Source organism: Candidatus Trichorickettsia mobilis (assembly GCF_034366785.1).
Lineage (GTDB): Bacteria > Pseudomonadota > Alphaproteobacteria > Rickettsiales > Rickettsiaceae > Trichorickettsia > Trichorickettsia mobilis_A.
The window spans coordinates 1104582-1121790 of sequence record NZ_CP112932.1; the positions used below are offsets into that span (position 1 = coordinate 1104582).

Sequence of the window (17209 nt, forward strand, 5' to 3'; positions counted from 1 at the left end):
TTACTTACTACTGTATAATAATTTAACTTGTTGACCAGGGTATAGTGAGTGAACTCCTGCAGTTACCACGACTTCACCATTTTGTAGACCTTCAGAAACTATAATAGAATTCTGGGTATAACCAATTATTTTAATATTTCTTAAGAGTACTGTGCTAGTTTTAGGATCAACTACCCATACAGCTGGACTTGCATTAGATTTATTCAAAGACATTACTGGCAGCTCAATAGCTGAACCTTTGCTTAACACTACGCTACCAGTAACCGTTGAACCAAGTTTCATTGCTTCTGGGGGATTAGTTAAGCCTACTTTAACAGTAAAGGTGCGAGTAATAGAATCTGCTTGTGGAGAGATTTCTCTGACATGTCCAATAGTTTTAATACGAGGGTCAAGGCTTAAAGATACTTCTACTGATAAATCACCATCAGGCTTACTTTGAAATAATTGTTCTGGCACGTTAAATACAGCGTCTCGTCCTTCATCGGTAGCTACACGCATTATGGCTTGTCCGGTTCTCACTACTTCTCCAGCCTCGGACATAACTGCCGTTATTACCCCAGCTACATCTACTTGTAGGTTAGTATATTCAAGACGGCTCTGTACTTGGTTTAAATTCGCTGTTGCTGCTTCAACTTTTGCCTGTGCAGATTGTAACTGAGTGGCAGCATCTTCGTATTTTGCATTGGTGACTACACCTTTGCTGAGCAAAGTTTTTTGTCGTGCTTCATTGCTAACAGCTTGTGCTAGTAAAGCTTGAGCTGCGCTAAGATTTGATTTAGCGGCAATAAGATTATCTTTGGCATCTTGCGGATCAATACGAGCAACGGTTTGCCCTGGAGTAACCATATCGCCAACTGACACTAAGCGTTCTATTAATTTTCCATCAATACGAAAACCAAGTTCTATTTCATTTTTTGCTAAAATTTCGCCAGTTAAAGATAATGATTGTCCTGCAATTTTATGTTCAACTTTAATAGTACGTACCGGGCGTACAACTTTTATATCAGTTGATTTAGGATTATTATTATTTGAATAAACTATAGCCATTATTATACAAACGAGGAGTATAATAATTTTACGCACGCCTATTTTTTGTACTAACTCATTATTAGTGAATTTATGAATTAAGCTGTAGCCATATTGAAGTAGTGGCATTTTGATAATGATTTTTTGATGATTAACTGATAAAGATATCATTCTGGGGTTGAATTTCATCTTATTTTTTAGTTATATGGGGGTAATTAATAATTTAGGTAAGATAATGGTGGCAGAATTATTACAATAATAACTATTGAAAAGTGGAATCAAAATTTATGCGGTTTTTAAATCTAAGCTTATTTTTAATGTTTGTCTTTAATGCTTTTTATATTAACGCTGCTGACAAATCATACAAAGTAAAAGGATTAGAGTATAAAAAACTACAGCCTCTTACTCATGTAATTCATACTCTTACAATTGATCCAGCTCTTTATCGTCTTGAGTTGGTTAAGGCTCATAATGGGGTATTCGGCAGAGAAACAGTTCCGGCAATAGCGTTGCGCAAAAATGCTGTTGCTGCGATAAATGCAGGATTTTTTGAAATAGGTAATAGTGAAGATGGGCGTCCCAGTGGTAATTTGATTATTAATAATAAAATCTTGAGTGTAGCCAAAAATCCTCATGGTTCACTGATATTAGCTAAGAATGGTATTGATATTGTATTTATCCACTCTAATGTGAGGGTTAAATTTGGTAATCAAGAAATAAAAGTCGATAAAGTAAATCAGTTTGTTAAAAGTAATGATGAAATAGTTTTATATAATTCCCTATGGGGCTTTAGTACGCTAACGCCATATGACCGTAATGAATTTTTAATCAGTAATGAAAATATTATCACTGAAATCTTTAAGCACGGAGATAGTATCATTCCTTCTTCTGGGTGGGTATTATCACTACCTAATACTTATCATTTACCTTTAGTTAAGGTTGGGGATAAAATTGAGTTGAATATTAATTTTGAGCAAGAACAAGAACAAGTTTATTTTACTGACAGTGTTATGGGAATTCCTATATTAATCAATGAAGGAAAAATTGTAGCTGAATTAGAGAAATTTGGTAGTGAAAGCTTTACTTTACGCCCTCATGCTAGAACAGCTATTGGTTTGCGTGCCGATGGGACTATTGTCATAGTGGTAGCAGAACATTTATATGCGCAACCACTGCGAGAAGTTACTTTGGGACAAGTGCAAGATATGCTGAGAAGAGAAGGGTACTATGGTGAAAAATTAGCAACTACAAATGTACTTCAGGCTTTGGCCGTAGTGGAGCAACAACTACAGAGTAAAACAATGGTTATTGGCCTAACTTTGCCAGAATTAGCAAAATTAATGCTAGAATTAGGATGTATTAAAGCGCTTAATCTTGATGGTGGCGGTTCGTCGACAATGTTTTTAAATGGAGCGGTAGTGAATGCTACAGTTGGAGATAGTGATGAAGGAATAGGTAAAGCAGTACTGAGATCTGTTTCAGATGCTTTGGCTATCCTTAAGAGATAAAAGTTCTGTTCGGCTTTGAAAGGTAATTTTGGTGACCCCTACGGGAATCGAACCCGTGTTTTCACCGTGAAAGGGTGACGTCCTAACCGCTAGACGAAGGGGCCTTTAAACACTAAAAAATCAAGATAGTTTTTAGTGAAGGAAAAATATGTTATACATAATTATCAAATTTTTGCAAGCACCAATTTGTTTGTTGAATTATTTTATTTTGGAGAAGAGTAATTGAGATAGCAATATTTTTCTTTAATTCTTGACATATAAAGATAATTGAATAAAATTGGCTCACTCATTGAAAAGACACATATATATTAGCCAGCTTAATGCTATATTTGTTAGGTGTTATTTTTTATAGCTGTGTATATTTATAACCTATAGCTAGAGTCAGTGAGCTAGTTACTTTTAAATTTTAGTGTGAACCTGCGCAAGCAGTATTATAATACGTGAGCACATGTGACACAAAATTTGAGAGTAACTAGCTCACTGACCGACACTATACAGAAGCTATACGATGGGCTTGTAGCTCAGCTGGTTAGAGCGCACGCCTGATAAGCGTGAGGTCGGAAGTTCAAGTCTTCTCAAGCCCACCATTATATAAGAGGTCTATTGACTAATATATAATAATCTTATATAAGAGCTGGTATATGTAATTTCGCTCATTTTAAAACTTAGCTAAATTATAGTTTATGGGGATGTAGCTCAGGGGTAGAGCATCTGCTTTGCACGCAGAGGGTCGGGGGTTCGATTCCCTTCGTCTCCACCATTACCGTTTTTAGGCAGATTTATCAACTAATTGAACGGTAAACGCAAGGTTGGACGGTACTGTCAAGTTGTTTAGAACAGTTAAACGGTGGGAATAATCTTGAGAATTTAGGTGCACTGGTCTTGGGTATTAAGTATATTGTTGTAGATATCGATACTCTTTTTTAATTTTGTCTATAGATAGCGGCTGAATGTTTATAAAGGTTAATCTTGAGTAAGTTATTGCAAGAACTCATAAAAGATAGTAACTTTTGAACTGAAGTAACTGATTTAAACTTACGCATCTGTCGTTCTTTCTCTCTGGTAAGTTGGTAAGATTTTTCAATTAAATTATTAAGTCTTTTGTGCAACCTATGTTCAGTAGACTTCATTAGACTAGTGTATATATCATACATCTGCGGTTTGTCAGATCCCTGAATAGATACCCTTTCCATAGCTTCTGAGCTTATCGATAACCATTGCTCTAGGAGCCTTACCTACAAGCTTTAGAGCCTTTTTAGAAATCTTTTAGCTGCTTTAGCATTTCGGTGTTTTTGCAGTAATATTTCAATCTTCGCTTAGATCTCTTAAGTTAAGCTTATACCTGAAATACTTACTGCGAACCAATAACAGACTTTGGGTACCTATAAGCCTTTATAACACTCTATCATATCACACCTCACTTCTCCTAGGAAACTTAAAATATAATATTGCGTTATAATTCTTATAACAACTTGACGGTACCGTTTTACCTCAAAATCCGATTCATGCAACAAAGCCACCAAAAACGCATACCCCAGGTTAAAGCTCTGAAGAATTTGAAAGGATTACCTTTAGATGCGTTTAGACCAGTATATAAGAAATAATATACATCCTTAAACCTGAATTTAAATAAATTTTTAAAAAAGGCAACACAGCAAAAATCATAGATAGAGCCATTCAGATATTCACTATATTTGGGATATTTTTTTTGTAAAAGCTTAATAGCTTCTATATGCTCTCTTCTATAGCCAGTCATCGTCACAGTAATATTAGTATCATGCTTCTGATATTTATATACAAGTTCTGGCAAGTAATATATTGTGCCGTGCGGCGCTGATAATATCATGATTTCTTTATAAAAAGCTAAATCGGCAGCATGTCTTATGCCTATAAAACTATTTTCTTTTGGAACTAGACTCTTACGAAACATCATTGTTGGAGAATAATAGATGGAGTCACTAAGAGCGACTTCAATCCCACCAGATTTGCTAGGTGATTTATCACTTAAACGATAGAGTTCTTTCTGGGTAGGTGTATAAAAAACAGAAGCATCAGCATAGCAAATGGCAATATCTGGATTATTTTCCATTATAGCAACTTGCCTGGAGATCATATTAGGATAAAACTCATCATCACCACCAAGTCCTATTATATATTTGCCGCTGCAAGCACGTACACATTTAAACCAATTGGCTACAGCTCCCATATTTTTTGCAGCTACTAATAACTTAATCTTATCAGGGTGGCTTTTGGTATATCTTGTAACAATTTTTATTGTATCATCAGTAGATGCATCATCAGAAATTACAATTTCAATATTGGAATAATCTTGTGCAAAAACACTATTAATAGCGCTGCCGATGAATTTTTCGCTATTGCATGTAATTATTGCAATTGATAAGAGCGGTATATCATTTTGCCACATGGTCTTTTATACTTAATAAAAAATAATAGGCTTTTCTTCGTATAGGTTTTGGAATAAGTCTCAATAGACCTATTACAATGTTCCGCAATATAGTTGATTCCTGTATTTGTTTTAATGCCATAAATTGGATATTATGAGTAGGTTTAATAAAGTCTTTAGATTGCAAAAATATTAAATATTTTTTCTGATTATCTACCTGGTTGTGGAGTAAGTTAACTCCAAGAATTTCTGCTAAATTTTTAAACATATGTTCAAATCGACCATGTTCTTCTATTGCCTGCTGAGAAGCTGCTACGATATCTTTACGCCATTCCTCATCTTTTAGTAAATTCTTACATAATTCTCTAGCTTCTTCTGGTGTTTCAAATGTCGGCATCTTGATATAAGGACTCAATTTTGCCAAATCTGCTTTATTTGGCGAAATAAGACATGCATTTGAAGCCATAATATCTGCAACCCGCCAACTGAAACCTGTAACTGCTTGAGAATGATAAAGATTAACACCTATTTTGGTGGAGTTAAATACATTTTCAGTATCAGCCATTGATATTATAGGTGTATAGTCAAAACAAAAGGCCAAATCCATTGAATATGGCACTACATCAAAAAAGTTATTTGGATAGCCGTGTACTTTTAAACCCATATCTGCTAATGCATCTAATGTTTTTATTCTATTATTGGAAGTTAAAGTATAAAAATAGTCTGAAACTTTTAATGTTGTATTAGAAAAATTAGCCTCTACAAAATCAAAAGGTAATTCTCTAATTTTTTTGTAGACATGATATAAATTCTCAAGTTCTACATTATTACAACGGTGTTTTAAATAATTTGTCATATTGTAAGGATAACCTATAGTTCCAACAAACTTTATATTAGCATCTATAGGCAAAGCTTTAGATTGTACTGTAGTTGCATAGCCAACACAAAAATTTTGATTGGCTTTAGCACCAAATATTTCTTGGCAAACTTTTACATGAGCATCATCCCAACCATGATAAATAAATTTGTATCTATCAATGTTATGTTTAATGTAATCCTTACTAGAATACCAAACAGGGCTATCAGCATTCCATATTAATACTGGGCAATTAGTATTTTTTAATATAATTTCTGGTATATGATGATTAGCTGTAATGATAAATTCTGGATCAAACTTACTTATTACATCTTTTAAATGATTACCATTAATATAATCAAATAAAGAATTACTAATCGCATCGGATAAAAAATTGTTTGTTCTAAGTAACACTACTTCATTACCATGCTTATTCAAACTATTTATAAACCCCTCATAAAAAGGATCAATCTTTGAATCATCTAACCAGTTAATATTAGAAAATAAAGAAAACAAAATTCTAGCCATAAATTAGCAGGATTCTATATTTAATTCAAAAAAATTGTGCACTACCGTGCGTCCACCAAATTCTTCTTTTTGTGTTATAAGACCATTGTTTAGAACTTTACCTTGTGATTCTGTTGATATTCCAAAATCAAAAAATTTCTTATGGGTATAGATATTATGAATTAATTCATAAAAAAGTAGGTCCAAAGCTCCAACCTCTCTACCTTGCTCAGAAGAAACTATATACTGAGCATGCGCCCAATGGTTCATCTCAAACATCAAGACTGCTGCAAGTAATTGTCCCACTTGATTAATAGTAACATACAAGGAAATGTTGTCTGGAAATCTGCTTGCTAAAAGCTCTATTTCAGCTAAAGAATGTGTAGGGGTGGTACTGTGCTTTATCTTAAGAGTTTCGACGAGAATTAGGTAAAAAGCTTCATAATTATTGCTTTTAATAACGCTTAAGTTAGTTTTTAAAGCTTTTTTAACACCTCTTTTTCTTCTACTAGAAAATTCAATTCTATCTTCTAAGTTTATGGTAGATGACACATCAATTCTATATAATTTTGCACCTTTATTACATAATGCATACAAATCTTCTTGGGCTGGCAGTATAGAGTAAATATAGGGTATATGTTTATATACTAATTTTTTAATTAGAGAGTTTTTAAGATATGTGATTAACTTATCAACAATATTAACCATTAACAACGATGTCATGTGACTATTGGAAATTATTCCTCCAAAGGTTAACCCTTGATGTGAATAAAGTACATTATCAGCTATATTTGCAGGCAACAAAGCTTGTATGTGTCCTTCAATAGAAAATATTAGAGAATTATCCACGAATCTATCTGAATGGTAATCCATGTACTTTCTGCAAAACATGAAATGTCCATTTTTTGCAGAAAGTACAAAATCATCCCATGCTTGATTATGACGGGTAGGCTGAAATAATTCTATTTGAATCATTCTAGAACCTTAAATAACTTTGTAGCCATCACATTTGTAGCAATAGCTGGATTGCCTTTATAAATATTGTTTTGTTCAGTGTTTTTAGTAATTACACTACCTATTCCTATTAAACAATCATCTGCAATTATGATATTATTAGATATAGTAGAATTAACCCCCATAAAACAATTTTTACCAATATCGCAGTGCCCAGAAATCACTACATGAGAAGAAATAAAGCAATTATCTCTTATGATAGAGTGATGTCCAATGTGATTGCCACTCCATAAAACTACATTATTACCAATCTCTACAAAAGGTTGCAGCGTATTGTCTTCAAATATAAAAACGTGCTCACCAAGCTTCACATTGCCCCAACAAAAAGCTCTAGAACTCACATAACTGGCCATTTTATAGCCTTTATTTTTTGCTTCTAAGTATAATCTAGTTCTGACTCGATTGAGTTGAACATAGGTAACTGCAACAAATACTTCATGGTTTTTATTTGGAAAATATAACTCTATTTTTTCAAAATCAATTACAGGTATATTAAATAACGAATCTTGCTTACGAAACTTACTTTCAACTGCAAAACCTACTACTTGATATGGAGAATCATTGTTGAAATACTCAAAAGCTATCTGAGCAAAACTACTATCTCCAATAATAACCACTTTTTTTATATCGCTCATTGCTATGGTCTTACAATTAAAATATCATCGCGTCTATTTGACATGCCTAGTTCTTTTCTTTGTGGTAATAGATAAGCATCAAAACCTGCTGCTTGAGCTCTCATCATCAGCGACATTAAAATTGCATCATCAATTTTTGTCATTTCGATTTTATTGTAAATAACTTCTGGGGCTTCATTCGTATTCATGAATTGTTTGTGATAATTTACACCTGATTCACTTGAAAAAAACCTTTTTCTTTTAGAAATATTAGGTATATCACCTATGAGAAACTGCCCACCTGGTTTCAGAAGACTCATACAATGATCAACAAAATCCCACACATTAGTATCCACCATAATATAATGAAATACGCTGTAACATAATATAACATCATATTTTGGTTCAACTTTGCAAACTTCCTCATAAGTTTTAGGAAACATGCCAGATACTTTGAACAAAAATCCTTTATCATCATGAAATGATAACATCTCTTCAGAATCACAAAAAACTAGCTTATGCTTTTGGCGTTCACATAAATCTATTAGAAATTTTGGTAATTCACTACAACCTGGGCCAATATCTAGCACTATTTTTTGATCTTGTTTCAAATTAGTTAATTTACTTAGCAGGTCCTCAAAAATAATATGTTCTAAGCCTTTTCTATAGTTATCTGGAAAACCAATTTTTTCATATTGGCTAAGAGCCTCATTTTTTGCTAATTCTCTAAAAACTTCATAGTTAACTCTCATATTCGCCAAATCTATGTTTTCTTTGTTTTTTTTGTTCATTAAAATGTCCTGACATCAACTAGATTTTTGAAATGCACAGCAAACTCCTGTTTCTCCAAAATTATTACCATTATAAAACATATAATTGCCGTATTTTGTTTTAATTATCGCTGCAAATCCTTGCATCTCATTCTCGTAAGAATTTGTATCTTGCGTAAATGAATCTAATTGATTATCTAATCTTATCCATTTTTGTAAATCAGCTGACTCAGCATAACCTAACGTATATTTTTTATCAAATTTTCTAATGCTATACCACATTTTATACATCTCATTCTCATATATAACAAATGGACGACCAAAACCATACTCTGTTGCTATTTCTGGTATTAAAACTTCTTGTGGAGTCGTACACCAGTTAATACCATCATTTGAGGTTAAATATTTTAATGAATAAGAAGGAACTGTTTTGTTGTTCTCTAATAAGATAGTCTTATTTCCACCAGAATAGATCATATGCCATTTCTCATCCTGCTTAAATACCCCGGGAGCAGTTCGTACTAAAAACTCTTGATCAGTTCGCTCCAAGATCGGCACATTTTTTACCCTTTTAAAACTATTGCCCATGTCTGAACTTATTGCTAATCCTGCAAATAAAAAATATCTTACTTTATCTGATAATTGCCATCCTGCGTAATATAAATACAAATTACCATTCTCATTGACTACAGATATAGGAGTCACCCCGTTATCGTCAAAAGTTCCTGGCATTCCAACGTCTAAGCAAGGAGTCTGCGACACTGATATTACTTCAAAAGGATCCTTTGCTTGTACATCAACATAGCCGACTCTTCCAACTCCAGCTGCATCTCTGAATGCCACAAAAATCCTTATTGTTTCATCGTTTAAAAGAATTGGGGTTGGAATATAGGCATGGCTTTTTATCCACTCATTTAAATCAACAGGATTAAATATAACCCCTCGTTTAATCCAATTATTCTCTATTTGCATATGCTTTTATTTTAAGTTTACTCAAAAAACTCTCTTACTTTCTTAGCGCACATTACAGCCTCTTCCTCACTTAAATGTGGTCCTATTGGCAAGCTTAATATTTCTGAACAGATTCTTTCAGTTATAGGGAAAGCAGCTGGTTTTAGATTCATAGATTTATAAGCAGGTTGCAGATATATCGGTGTAGGATAGTGGATAATAACGCCAACTTTATTAGAAGTCAAAAATTCTTTTAATTGTTCACGCTTTGAGGTTCTTATAGGAAAAATATGCCAAACATTGCCGCTATCATATTCTGGCAAAACAAGATCCCTTACACTGTTCAATTCTTGTAAGTAAATGTTAGCAATTTTTTGACGTCTCTTATTCCATTCATCAAGATATTTTAATTTGATTGCAAGCACTCCTGCTTGCAACTCATCTAAGCGGCTATTGCCACTAATTATTTGATGATTATAACGTATTTTGCTGCCATAATTACGTAGTAATTTAAGTTTTTCAGCGAGTTGATCATCATTAGTAGTAACGCATCCACCGTCACCAAAGCATCCTAAGTTTTTTCCAGGGTAAAAACTAAAACCAGAGCAATCACCTAATGTTCCAGCTTTTTTACCGCTAACCGAATCCACAGATCCATGCGCTTGAGCGGCATCTTCTATCACTTTCAAGTTATATTGCTTTGCTATCGTCAGAATTTCTTCCATATTACAAACGCGTCCATATAGATGGACTGGCATAATACCTCGTGTTTTATTCGTAATTGCTTGTTTGATTTTGGAAATATCTAAAAGATAGTTTTCGTTATTAACTTCAACTGGAACAGGAATAGCACCAGTCTCTGAGATAGCTAACCATGATGCGATGAATGTATGTGCGGAGACTATAACTTCATCACCTGTACCAATATCTAAAGCTCTAATACTTAAAGTTAGAGCATCAAGTCCATTTGCAACACCAATAACATGTTTTACTCCTAAGTAATTAGCAAATTCCTGTTCAAATGCTTTTAAACGATTTCCTAAAATATAATAACTATCATTATTTAAATCTTGCCATAATTGATCTAACTCAGTCTTGAGCTCAATATAAGCTTTTTTTAAATTTAAGAATTGAATTTCCATGTTTTAAATTCCTCATATGATTTGATATAATCCGATTCTTTATAAATATCTGAAGCCAGTACAATTACTTGTGGGTTGTTCTGAAAGTTGGTTACTTCACGCCATAAAGGCTTAATAATATATAGTCCTTTATCGGGTGAATCTAACGTAACTGATTCTCTATTTTGACCATCATCTAAAATGAAATCTACAGATCCATGAGTACAAAAAATAAACTGCTGTAAATCTTTATGTGCATGTCCACCACGATCTTTTTTAAAATCATAAAGCCAATAAACACGTTTTATTGAAAAATCTAATATTTGATCAAATTCAACAAAGGAAAGACTACCTCTATCATCGGAAAAACGAGGAATTTGAACTAATTTATAAAGTAGAGACATCATCATTAAAACCTACAGTTTATCATTTTTGAATCATACAAAGATTTTGTATACCAGCAATTCGAAATATGGCTTAAATTTTTAAAGTCATTAATGAAAATATTATTTGTTAATTTGAATTAATATATTTTTACTAAATTATTCACGCTTATATATTTTATAAGACCGAAAATGTCATAAATCTTCTTTAAAATCAACAAAATTGTTGTACTCTACACTAGAGCTCACCATAATACCTTCTAGTAATTGTCAAGTTTTGAGTTTAATATAGTGACGTTAACTATATCCAGAACAAAAAATGGTGTTAATGCTTTAATGTTATAAGTATTAATAATGTTTTTCAATGTTTGTAATGGTAATTTTCTGGCGATTGCTATCTTAGGGGCTTGGTTCATTGCTTCATTTTTTGTGATGTAAGGATCAAGCATAGAGTTGGATGGAACCGACATTATAATATCGCTACCGATAGATTGATTTTTTACTGTCGGTAACAGTAATTTATTCCAGAATTCTTCATTATATAGCGCAACGTTACACTGATCTTTAAAAATTAATTGTGGGCGACCATGAAAATATCTTTCTGATGTGTAAGATTGACCCAATAAAAAAGATCCTCTAACCATTCCATTTTTATCATGAATTAAATTTCCTTTAGCTTCACTCGGCCATAATTTATGCCCGACAGTATAAATAATCAGGCTGTAAAAAGTAATTACTATGACCATCAATATAAATAGCCAGCTACTTATTATAAAATCTTGTTTCATACCAGGCCAAGCCAATGCACAAACATATCAATCGTTTTTATAAAGATGAAAGGCGATAATATACCACCAAGACCATAGAGCAAAAGATTCCGCCATAAAGAGTGTTTACTATAATATATTGGGTTACTAAAAACTATAGGTATCAATACTAGAGTTACCAAGGCATTAAACATTACCGATGATAAAATTACGCTGTCGAGTGAATTAAAATAAAAAAGATTTAGTACAGATAAAGATGGAAAGGCAGTAGTGAATAATGCTGGAACTATAACAAAATATTTTGCTATATCAGCGCCTAAGGAAAACACTGTTAATGCACCAAGTTTGATAGCCATGATTCTGCAAACATTGCGTATATCAAGTATATTGGCAATATTATTATTGCATAATACTACATTACTGGCATTTTTTACAGATTCCACGCTGCGGTCAAAAGTAATACCTATATCAGCTTGTGCAAGTGCTGCTATATCTCCAACACCATCGCCATACATTGCAACGGTATAACCTTGTTGTTGTAAATTTCTAATGAACTCTAATTTTTTTTCTGGTGTTACTTCGGCGTAATATGCGTGCATACCCAGTTTTTTAGCAATATAACCAGCAATATTTGCATTATCTCCAGTTAGCATAATAGTAAGGATATCATCATCCTGTATTTTCTGAATTTGTTTTTTTATTTGTTTTCTTAATTTATCACGTAGATGAATGATCCCAAAAATCTTATGATTTAATGTTACTAATAAAACTGAACCACATACCTCAGTGATATTTATGATTTCCGTTCGTATATTTTCTGGCAGTGCATTAGGGTGTAATTCCAGGTATTTACAAATTTCAGTAATGCTTCCTTTGCGAATATCAAATTGTTGGTATAGTTTGTTGTCGTTTGCAAAACCAGGAGCATAATAATAATCACAACCACTAATAGGGTGAGTCGCAGCAAAAGGTAAATATTGATATTTGGAGAAGTCAATGTTGGGGATATCTTCCTCTAACTTATGCTCAGTAAAATGTTTTATACTTTCTCCTTCAGTAGTATCATCAAGGACAGAAGATAAATAAAGTACGGTATTAATAAATTTTTCTGATAGTTCCCGGTCTACAGCCATGAAATCTACCATCTCACGTTGCCCCACTGTTATCGTGCCGGTCTTATCTAAAACTACTACATTGACGTCTACGGCGTTATCTAATGCTACTTTGTCGCGAATGATAATATGTTTTGTCTTTAAAGCGCCGGTACCATACATAATGATAGCATGTTGTAGTCCCGATAGAGTAGTAGGCAGTAAAATAACTACCATATCTAATAAGTAGATAATTGGTATTTTTATACCAGAATAATCTGCAATTGCGGCAATACTAAATAATACCGAAATAAATAGTATCCCAAGTCCCCAAATAATTCTTTGTAAAGCTATTTCATTTGATCCCTGTTGTCGTTCAATATTGGCAAGTAATTTTGTTAATTTGGCGAAGAAGGATTTGCGTTCAGATAAAGTTACTTGCATGATTAGCCAATCACTGCTTTCAATAAAACTACCGGTAACTAGTCTATTGTTATAATCACTATGACTTTTTAATGTTGGTGATAGTGCTCCGGTGCTATCAGTCTCATTAACATATCCAGTTCCAGCAACAACTATTCCATCAAAAGGCACTATTTCTCCTGATAATAATAGTATCAGATCGCCTGATTTAATACTGCTACATTTCACTTCTACATATTTTTTATGGTAATCAGTATTAGTATCATTAATTGCAAAGATTTTTTTTATAATTTTTTCTGATTTATTATAATTGATGACAGAATCACTTTTGTTCCATCTTATTTCTACTAATACTTCAGCTAATTTTGCAAAAAATATAGTCATCCATAGCCAGAAAGTAATTATCATGGATAATTTATAATCGCTGGCTTTAGCATAATATTGAGATATTGCTAGTATAGTGGCTATAAAAGCTATAATCCATACTATCATTAGTATAGGATTACTACGTAGAAGCCACGGATTACTCATCTTAATCAATAGACCTCTTGTATAACTTATTTTGGTTGGTAATTTTGTTGTCAAAACTCGTCTCCGTTCCGCAACAAACAAGAGACTGCTTGTGGTACTCGACTTCGTTTTTGTCTGAAAAATTCCTCAACCATCTCTAGGTTATACAAGAGGTTTAGTATACGTAAGATAATAAATCTCTTCACAAATTCTACTCTTGTAGATAATTGCGATGTTATGCCTAGGCTTGAATCTTCACTTACTTTATGTACACTGTGAGTCGAAGCGCTAAATGCTTCTAGCGCTTGTGTTCCTTTAGTACGAGTTTGTAAGAGATGTCTAATACTATCACTCTTAGTCACGCAAGCATGAAGTTTGATAATTGATGGTTAATCATAATGATTATATTGTTAGGAGTAACGTTTTAATTATTTTTAGATTCTTCTTGGTCAGAGTTATTGGTATTTGATACGCCATTATCATTATTACTATTAGTATCACCTTCTTGTGATGGTGATTTATCGTCTGTTGCTGTGCCAAGAGCATATACACACAGTTCTTCCAGAGAGACATTGTTTTTATTAGCAAGTTCCTGTAATTTAGATATCGCATCCATTACGTCCGCAGGAACTGATCCACCACGTTGTTTTGATAACCAATCAGCTTGAAAATGTAAAGGATGATGAGCTGCTTCTGGTTGTCCAATATAAATTGAGAAAGGCGATAACTGACCACCGAAGTCACAATTAATAGTAAATTTTTTCATAAGGTTTACACCGATGCAGTAAATTGCAGAATTTCAATAATGCTATCTTAGTTTAGAGTGTTCGTAGAAACCTACTTTATCTAACTTAGATATGCAGGTTTCTACGAACACTCTCTTGTCGTTCAATCTTATTAAGTGAAATTGTACAAAAACAATATTGGATTAGAAAGTATTTTAAGTAATAAGTGGTTTAATTTTTTCTATCAAATGGTTGTTTGAGGATAATATACCGCATGTAGTTGGTATAAGCATACCTCCGCTTTCTCGTATTATAAGGGAGAATGCTGCTCTTAAAGCGTAATCAGTAGTTGTGCTATAGAAAATGTCACATTTGCCGGTAGCAAACATAATTAGATTATAACACTCAGAGCCAAAACATCTAACGTTTTGCGATATCTTTAAACCAGTGGTTGTATCATTAGTAACTACTATAGCTTGTTCTATATTACCGCAGCTGGAGGCGCGTAGTCTGGTAACTTTGCTACTAGTTCTAGAATCTGATTCACTCCAAACACCGCTACCTTTTTCAGCGTAATAAACTTCATTAAGCACAGGAAAATTTATGATGCTAAAAATGGGAACAAATTCTTGCTGTATTTTTTTTAAATATGTAACTGTAATTGCAAAAAATGGTATGCTTTTGCCAAGATTTTGTATTCCTTCTATAGGATTAACAAATACTATTATTGTTGCTTCGTCATTAACCGAATATTTTTCATCTGCAAAAAATAAAAATTGATAATGTTTTTGTAATTCTTCTTTTAAGAAATTTTTAGTACGTAGATAAGAGTTTGTACAAAATTCTTGAGTACCACGGCTAGAGTTTTGTAGCATTTCTAGTTCAAAAAAATCTCTTTGCAAAAATTTTGTGGCTTTACGAGTTGCGGTGATTAGAGAGTTTGTCGTTGGTTGCATCTATGCTCTTTAAATATATAGTAAAATTTGAAGGCTATTATTTTGCTCGCTCAACAAAACTCACATCTTCCGTTTTAATAACAATCTTTTCTCCAGTAACTAGGTATGAAGGTACCATTACTTTTATGCCATTAGTTAAAATTGCCGGTTTGTAAGAAGAAGTAACGGTAGATCCTTTTATTACCGGATCAGTTTCAGCAATCTCAGCAACGATGGTGTGTGGCAGTTCTGCTTTAATAGGAACTTCTTCATAAAATTCAACTGTAATAACCATATTATCGGTAAGAAAAGGCAGCTTGTCTCCCAGAATTTTCTGGCTTATAAGAATTTGTTCAAAAGTTTCATTGTCCATTAATACTAGATTATCATCTTCTATATATAAAAATTGTAAATCTCTTTGTTCCAGTTGAGCTCGTTCGACATAGTCAGAAGAACTAAATCTTTCAATAACTTTGGTTCCTGCTTTCAAGTTTTTCATTTCTACCTGTACATAAGCTCCGCCTTTACCAGGTTTGGTATGTTCTGGCGTTTTAGTGACAACCCATAAATCACTTTCATATACTAAAATATTGCCTGCTCTGATTGAATTTGCTGAAATTTTCATGAAAATCTATTATTTAATTGTTTGAATTGTAGATTAAATCAATTTCTAAATTATATGTAAGTATATTTAATGGTGGGCGATAGTGGACTCGAACCACCGACCTTTACGATGTCAACGTAATGCTCTAACCAACTGAGCTAATCGCCCTAAACAAAACTAACTTCTACTGAAAACTTAGTAAAATTTCAAGTTTAATTTGCATTAAATAAAAAACTTGCTAAAAATACCTTAAAAAATACTATAGCATGATAATAAGTTTAAAAACTAGAGCTTTTGATTTGCAACATCGTTTTGTTATTGCTCTTGATGGTCCTTCTGCTTCTGGAAAAGGGTTGGTTGGGAAAATGCTTGCACAATTTTTTAGCTTGCAATATTTTCAATCCAGCTTGCTATATAGAGGGCTAGCATGGATGTGTATTGATGCAGGAATAGATCCAGAAAATAAGCTGAAGATAATTAAATTATTATCAACTGATCCGGACATTTTGCTAATTACCACTAAAGCCGATTTAAGTGATGAACATGTCGGAGAATATGCTTCAAAAATTGCAACTATGCTTGAGGTAAGAGCAGAGCTAAATAAATATCAAATAAAATTAATTGCTGATACCCCTCGAATTATCATGGAAGGCAGAGACATTGCTACGGTGATAGCGCCTCAAGCTGATTTAAAGATTTTTCTCACTGCTGACGTTGCTATAAGAGCTGAACGACGATATAAACAGTTGCAGCTTGAAGGCAAAAAATATATACTTAATGAGATTAAACATCAGTTGATTACAAGAGATTTACGAGATCAGGGGCGTAGTATTGCTCCGTTAATTCAAACTGCTGATGCTTTAGTTATAGATACTTCAAATCTTATGCCAGATACTGTGATTGCTAGGATTGAAGAATTTATTTTAACCGGATAGCAAGTGCTATCTTTATATTAACCATTAACCACATTATATATGTTAGCAGGCGTACTAACATATTA

Annotated in this window: 17 protein-coding genes and 4 tRNA genes; 4 read left to right on the top strand and 17 right to left on the bottom strand. The window is 33.0% G+C overall.

Annotated elements, in window-relative coordinates; translation table 11 throughout:
• Complete coding sequence (locus Trichorick_RS05055; RefSeq protein WP_323737932.1) at window positions 1-1197, bottom strand: efflux RND transporter periplasmic adaptor subunit; 1197 nt, start codon at window positions 1195-1197, stop codon at window positions 1-3.
• Between the two features lie 116 nt (window positions 1198-1313).
• Here Trichorick_RS05055 and Trichorick_RS05060 point away from each other — a divergent pair, with 116 nt between their 5' ends.
• Window positions 1314-2534, top strand: a complete 1221-nt coding sequence (locus tag Trichorick_RS05060; protein ID WP_323737933.1) for a phosphodiester glycosidase family protein — start codon at window positions 1314-1316, stop codon at window positions 2532-2534.
• A gap of 29 nt (window positions 2535-2563) precedes the next feature.
• Here Trichorick_RS05060 and Trichorick_RS05065 read toward each other — a convergent pair.
• Window positions 2564-2638, bottom strand: a tRNA-Glu gene (locus Trichorick_RS05065).
• A gap of 406 nt (window positions 2639-3044) precedes the next feature.
• Between Trichorick_RS05065 and Trichorick_RS05070 the strand changes: the two genes are divergently transcribed.
• Window positions 3045-3121 (top strand) — tRNA-Ile (locus Trichorick_RS05070).
• A gap of 98 nt (window positions 3122-3219) precedes the next feature.
• Window positions 3220-3294 (top strand) — tRNA-Ala (locus Trichorick_RS05075).
• Between the two features lie 163 nt (window positions 3295-3457).
• Here Trichorick_RS05075 and Trichorick_RS09280 read toward each other — a convergent pair.
• The 15 genes from Trichorick_RS09280 to Trichorick_RS05145 form a co-directional block, all read right to left on the bottom strand.
• Complete coding sequence (locus tag Trichorick_RS09280; RefSeq protein ID WP_410250237.1) at window positions 3458-3727, bottom strand: DDE-type integrase/transposase/recombinase; 270 nt, start codon at window positions 3725-3727, stop codon at window positions 3458-3460.
• A 293-nt stretch (window positions 3728-4020) separates the two neighbouring features.
• Window positions 4021-4959 carry a glycosyltransferase gene (locus Trichorick_RS05080; RefSeq protein WP_323737934.1) on the bottom strand — a complete coding sequence of 313 codons (939 nt, stop codon included), beginning with the start codon at window positions 4957-4959 and terminating at the stop codon, window positions 4021-4023.
• On the bottom strand, window positions 4946-6322 hold the full coding sequence (locus Trichorick_RS05085; protein WP_323737935.1) for a glycosyltransferase: 1377 nt from the start codon (window positions 6320-6322) through the stop codon (window positions 4946-4948). Before Trichorick_RS05085 ends, Trichorick_RS05080 begins: the two co-directional genes overlap by 14 nt.
• Window positions 6323-6325: 3 nt before the next feature.
• Entirely contained in the window at window positions 6326-7276 is a 951-nt protein-coding gene (locus Trichorick_RS05090) for a hypothetical protein (RefSeq protein WP_323737936.1), read from the bottom strand.
• Window positions 7273-7950 (bottom strand): acetyltransferase, encoded by a 678-nt coding sequence (locus Trichorick_RS05095; RefSeq protein WP_323737937.1) that lies wholly within the window; start codon window positions 7948-7950, stop codon window positions 7273-7275. The genes Trichorick_RS05090 and Trichorick_RS05095 overlap by 4 nt, the downstream gene beginning before the upstream one ends.
• A gap of 2 nt (window positions 7951-7952) precedes the next feature.
• Complete coding sequence (locus Trichorick_RS05100) at window positions 7953-8720, bottom strand: class I SAM-dependent methyltransferase (protein ID WP_323737938.1); 768 nt, start codon at window positions 8718-8720, stop codon at window positions 7953-7955.
• A gap of 15 nt (window positions 8721-8735) precedes the next feature.
• Window positions 8736-9671: a glycoside hydrolase family 130 protein gene (locus Trichorick_RS05105; protein ID WP_323737939.1), complete on the bottom strand. Its 936-nt coding sequence runs from the start codon at window positions 9669-9671 to the stop codon at window positions 8736-8738.
• A 17-nt stretch (window positions 9672-9688) separates the two neighbouring features.
• Window positions 9689-10792, bottom strand: coding sequence for a DegT/DnrJ/EryC1/StrS family aminotransferase (locus Trichorick_RS05110; protein WP_323737940.1), 1104 nt, complete (start codon window positions 10790-10792; stop codon window positions 9689-9691).
• On the bottom strand, window positions 10774-11181 hold the full coding sequence (locus Trichorick_RS05115; RefSeq protein WP_323737941.1) for a sugar 3,4-ketoisomerase: 408 nt from the start codon (window positions 11179-11181) through the stop codon (window positions 10774-10776). The genes Trichorick_RS05110 and Trichorick_RS05115 overlap by 19 nt, the downstream gene beginning before the upstream one ends.
• 233 nt (window positions 11182-11414) lie before the next feature.
• On the bottom strand, window positions 11415-11942 hold the full coding sequence (locus tag Trichorick_RS05120; protein ID WP_323737942.1) for a potassium-transporting ATPase subunit C: 528 nt from the start codon (window positions 11940-11942) through the stop codon (window positions 11415-11417).
• Window positions 11939-13966 carry an HAD-IC family P-type ATPase gene (locus Trichorick_RS05125; RefSeq protein WP_323737943.1) on the bottom strand — a complete coding sequence of 676 codons (2028 nt, stop codon included), beginning with the start codon at window positions 13964-13966 and terminating at the stop codon, window positions 11939-11941. Before Trichorick_RS05125 ends, Trichorick_RS05120 begins: the two co-directional genes overlap by 4 nt.
• A 403-nt stretch (window positions 13967-14369) precedes the next feature.
• Window positions 14370-14711 carry a DUF2610 domain-containing protein gene (locus Trichorick_RS05130; RefSeq protein WP_323737944.1) on the bottom strand — a complete coding sequence of 114 codons (342 nt, stop codon included), beginning with the start codon at window positions 14709-14711 and terminating at the stop codon, window positions 14370-14372.
• 174 nt (window positions 14712-14885) lie between these two features.
• Entirely contained in the window at window positions 14886-15626 is a 741-nt protein-coding gene (locus Trichorick_RS05135) for an inositol monophosphatase family protein (RefSeq protein ID WP_323737945.1), read from the bottom strand.
• Between the two features lie 37 nt (window positions 15627-15663).
• On the bottom strand, window positions 15664-16230 hold the full coding sequence (efp, locus tag Trichorick_RS05140) for an elongation factor P (protein ID WP_323737946.1): 567 nt from the start codon (window positions 16228-16230) through the stop codon (window positions 15664-15666).
• 70 nt (window positions 16231-16300) lie between these two features.
• Window positions 16301-16377: transfer RNA gene (locus tag Trichorick_RS05145), tRNA-Val, on the bottom strand.
• A gap of 101 nt (window positions 16378-16478) precedes the next feature.
• Between Trichorick_RS05145 and cmk the strand changes: the two genes are divergently transcribed.
• On the top strand, window positions 16479-17144 hold the full coding sequence (gene cmk, locus Trichorick_RS05150) for a (d)CMP kinase (RefSeq protein ID WP_323738880.1): 666 nt from the start codon (window positions 16479-16481) through the stop codon (window positions 17142-17144).
• Window positions 17145-17209 lie beyond the last annotated feature (65 nt).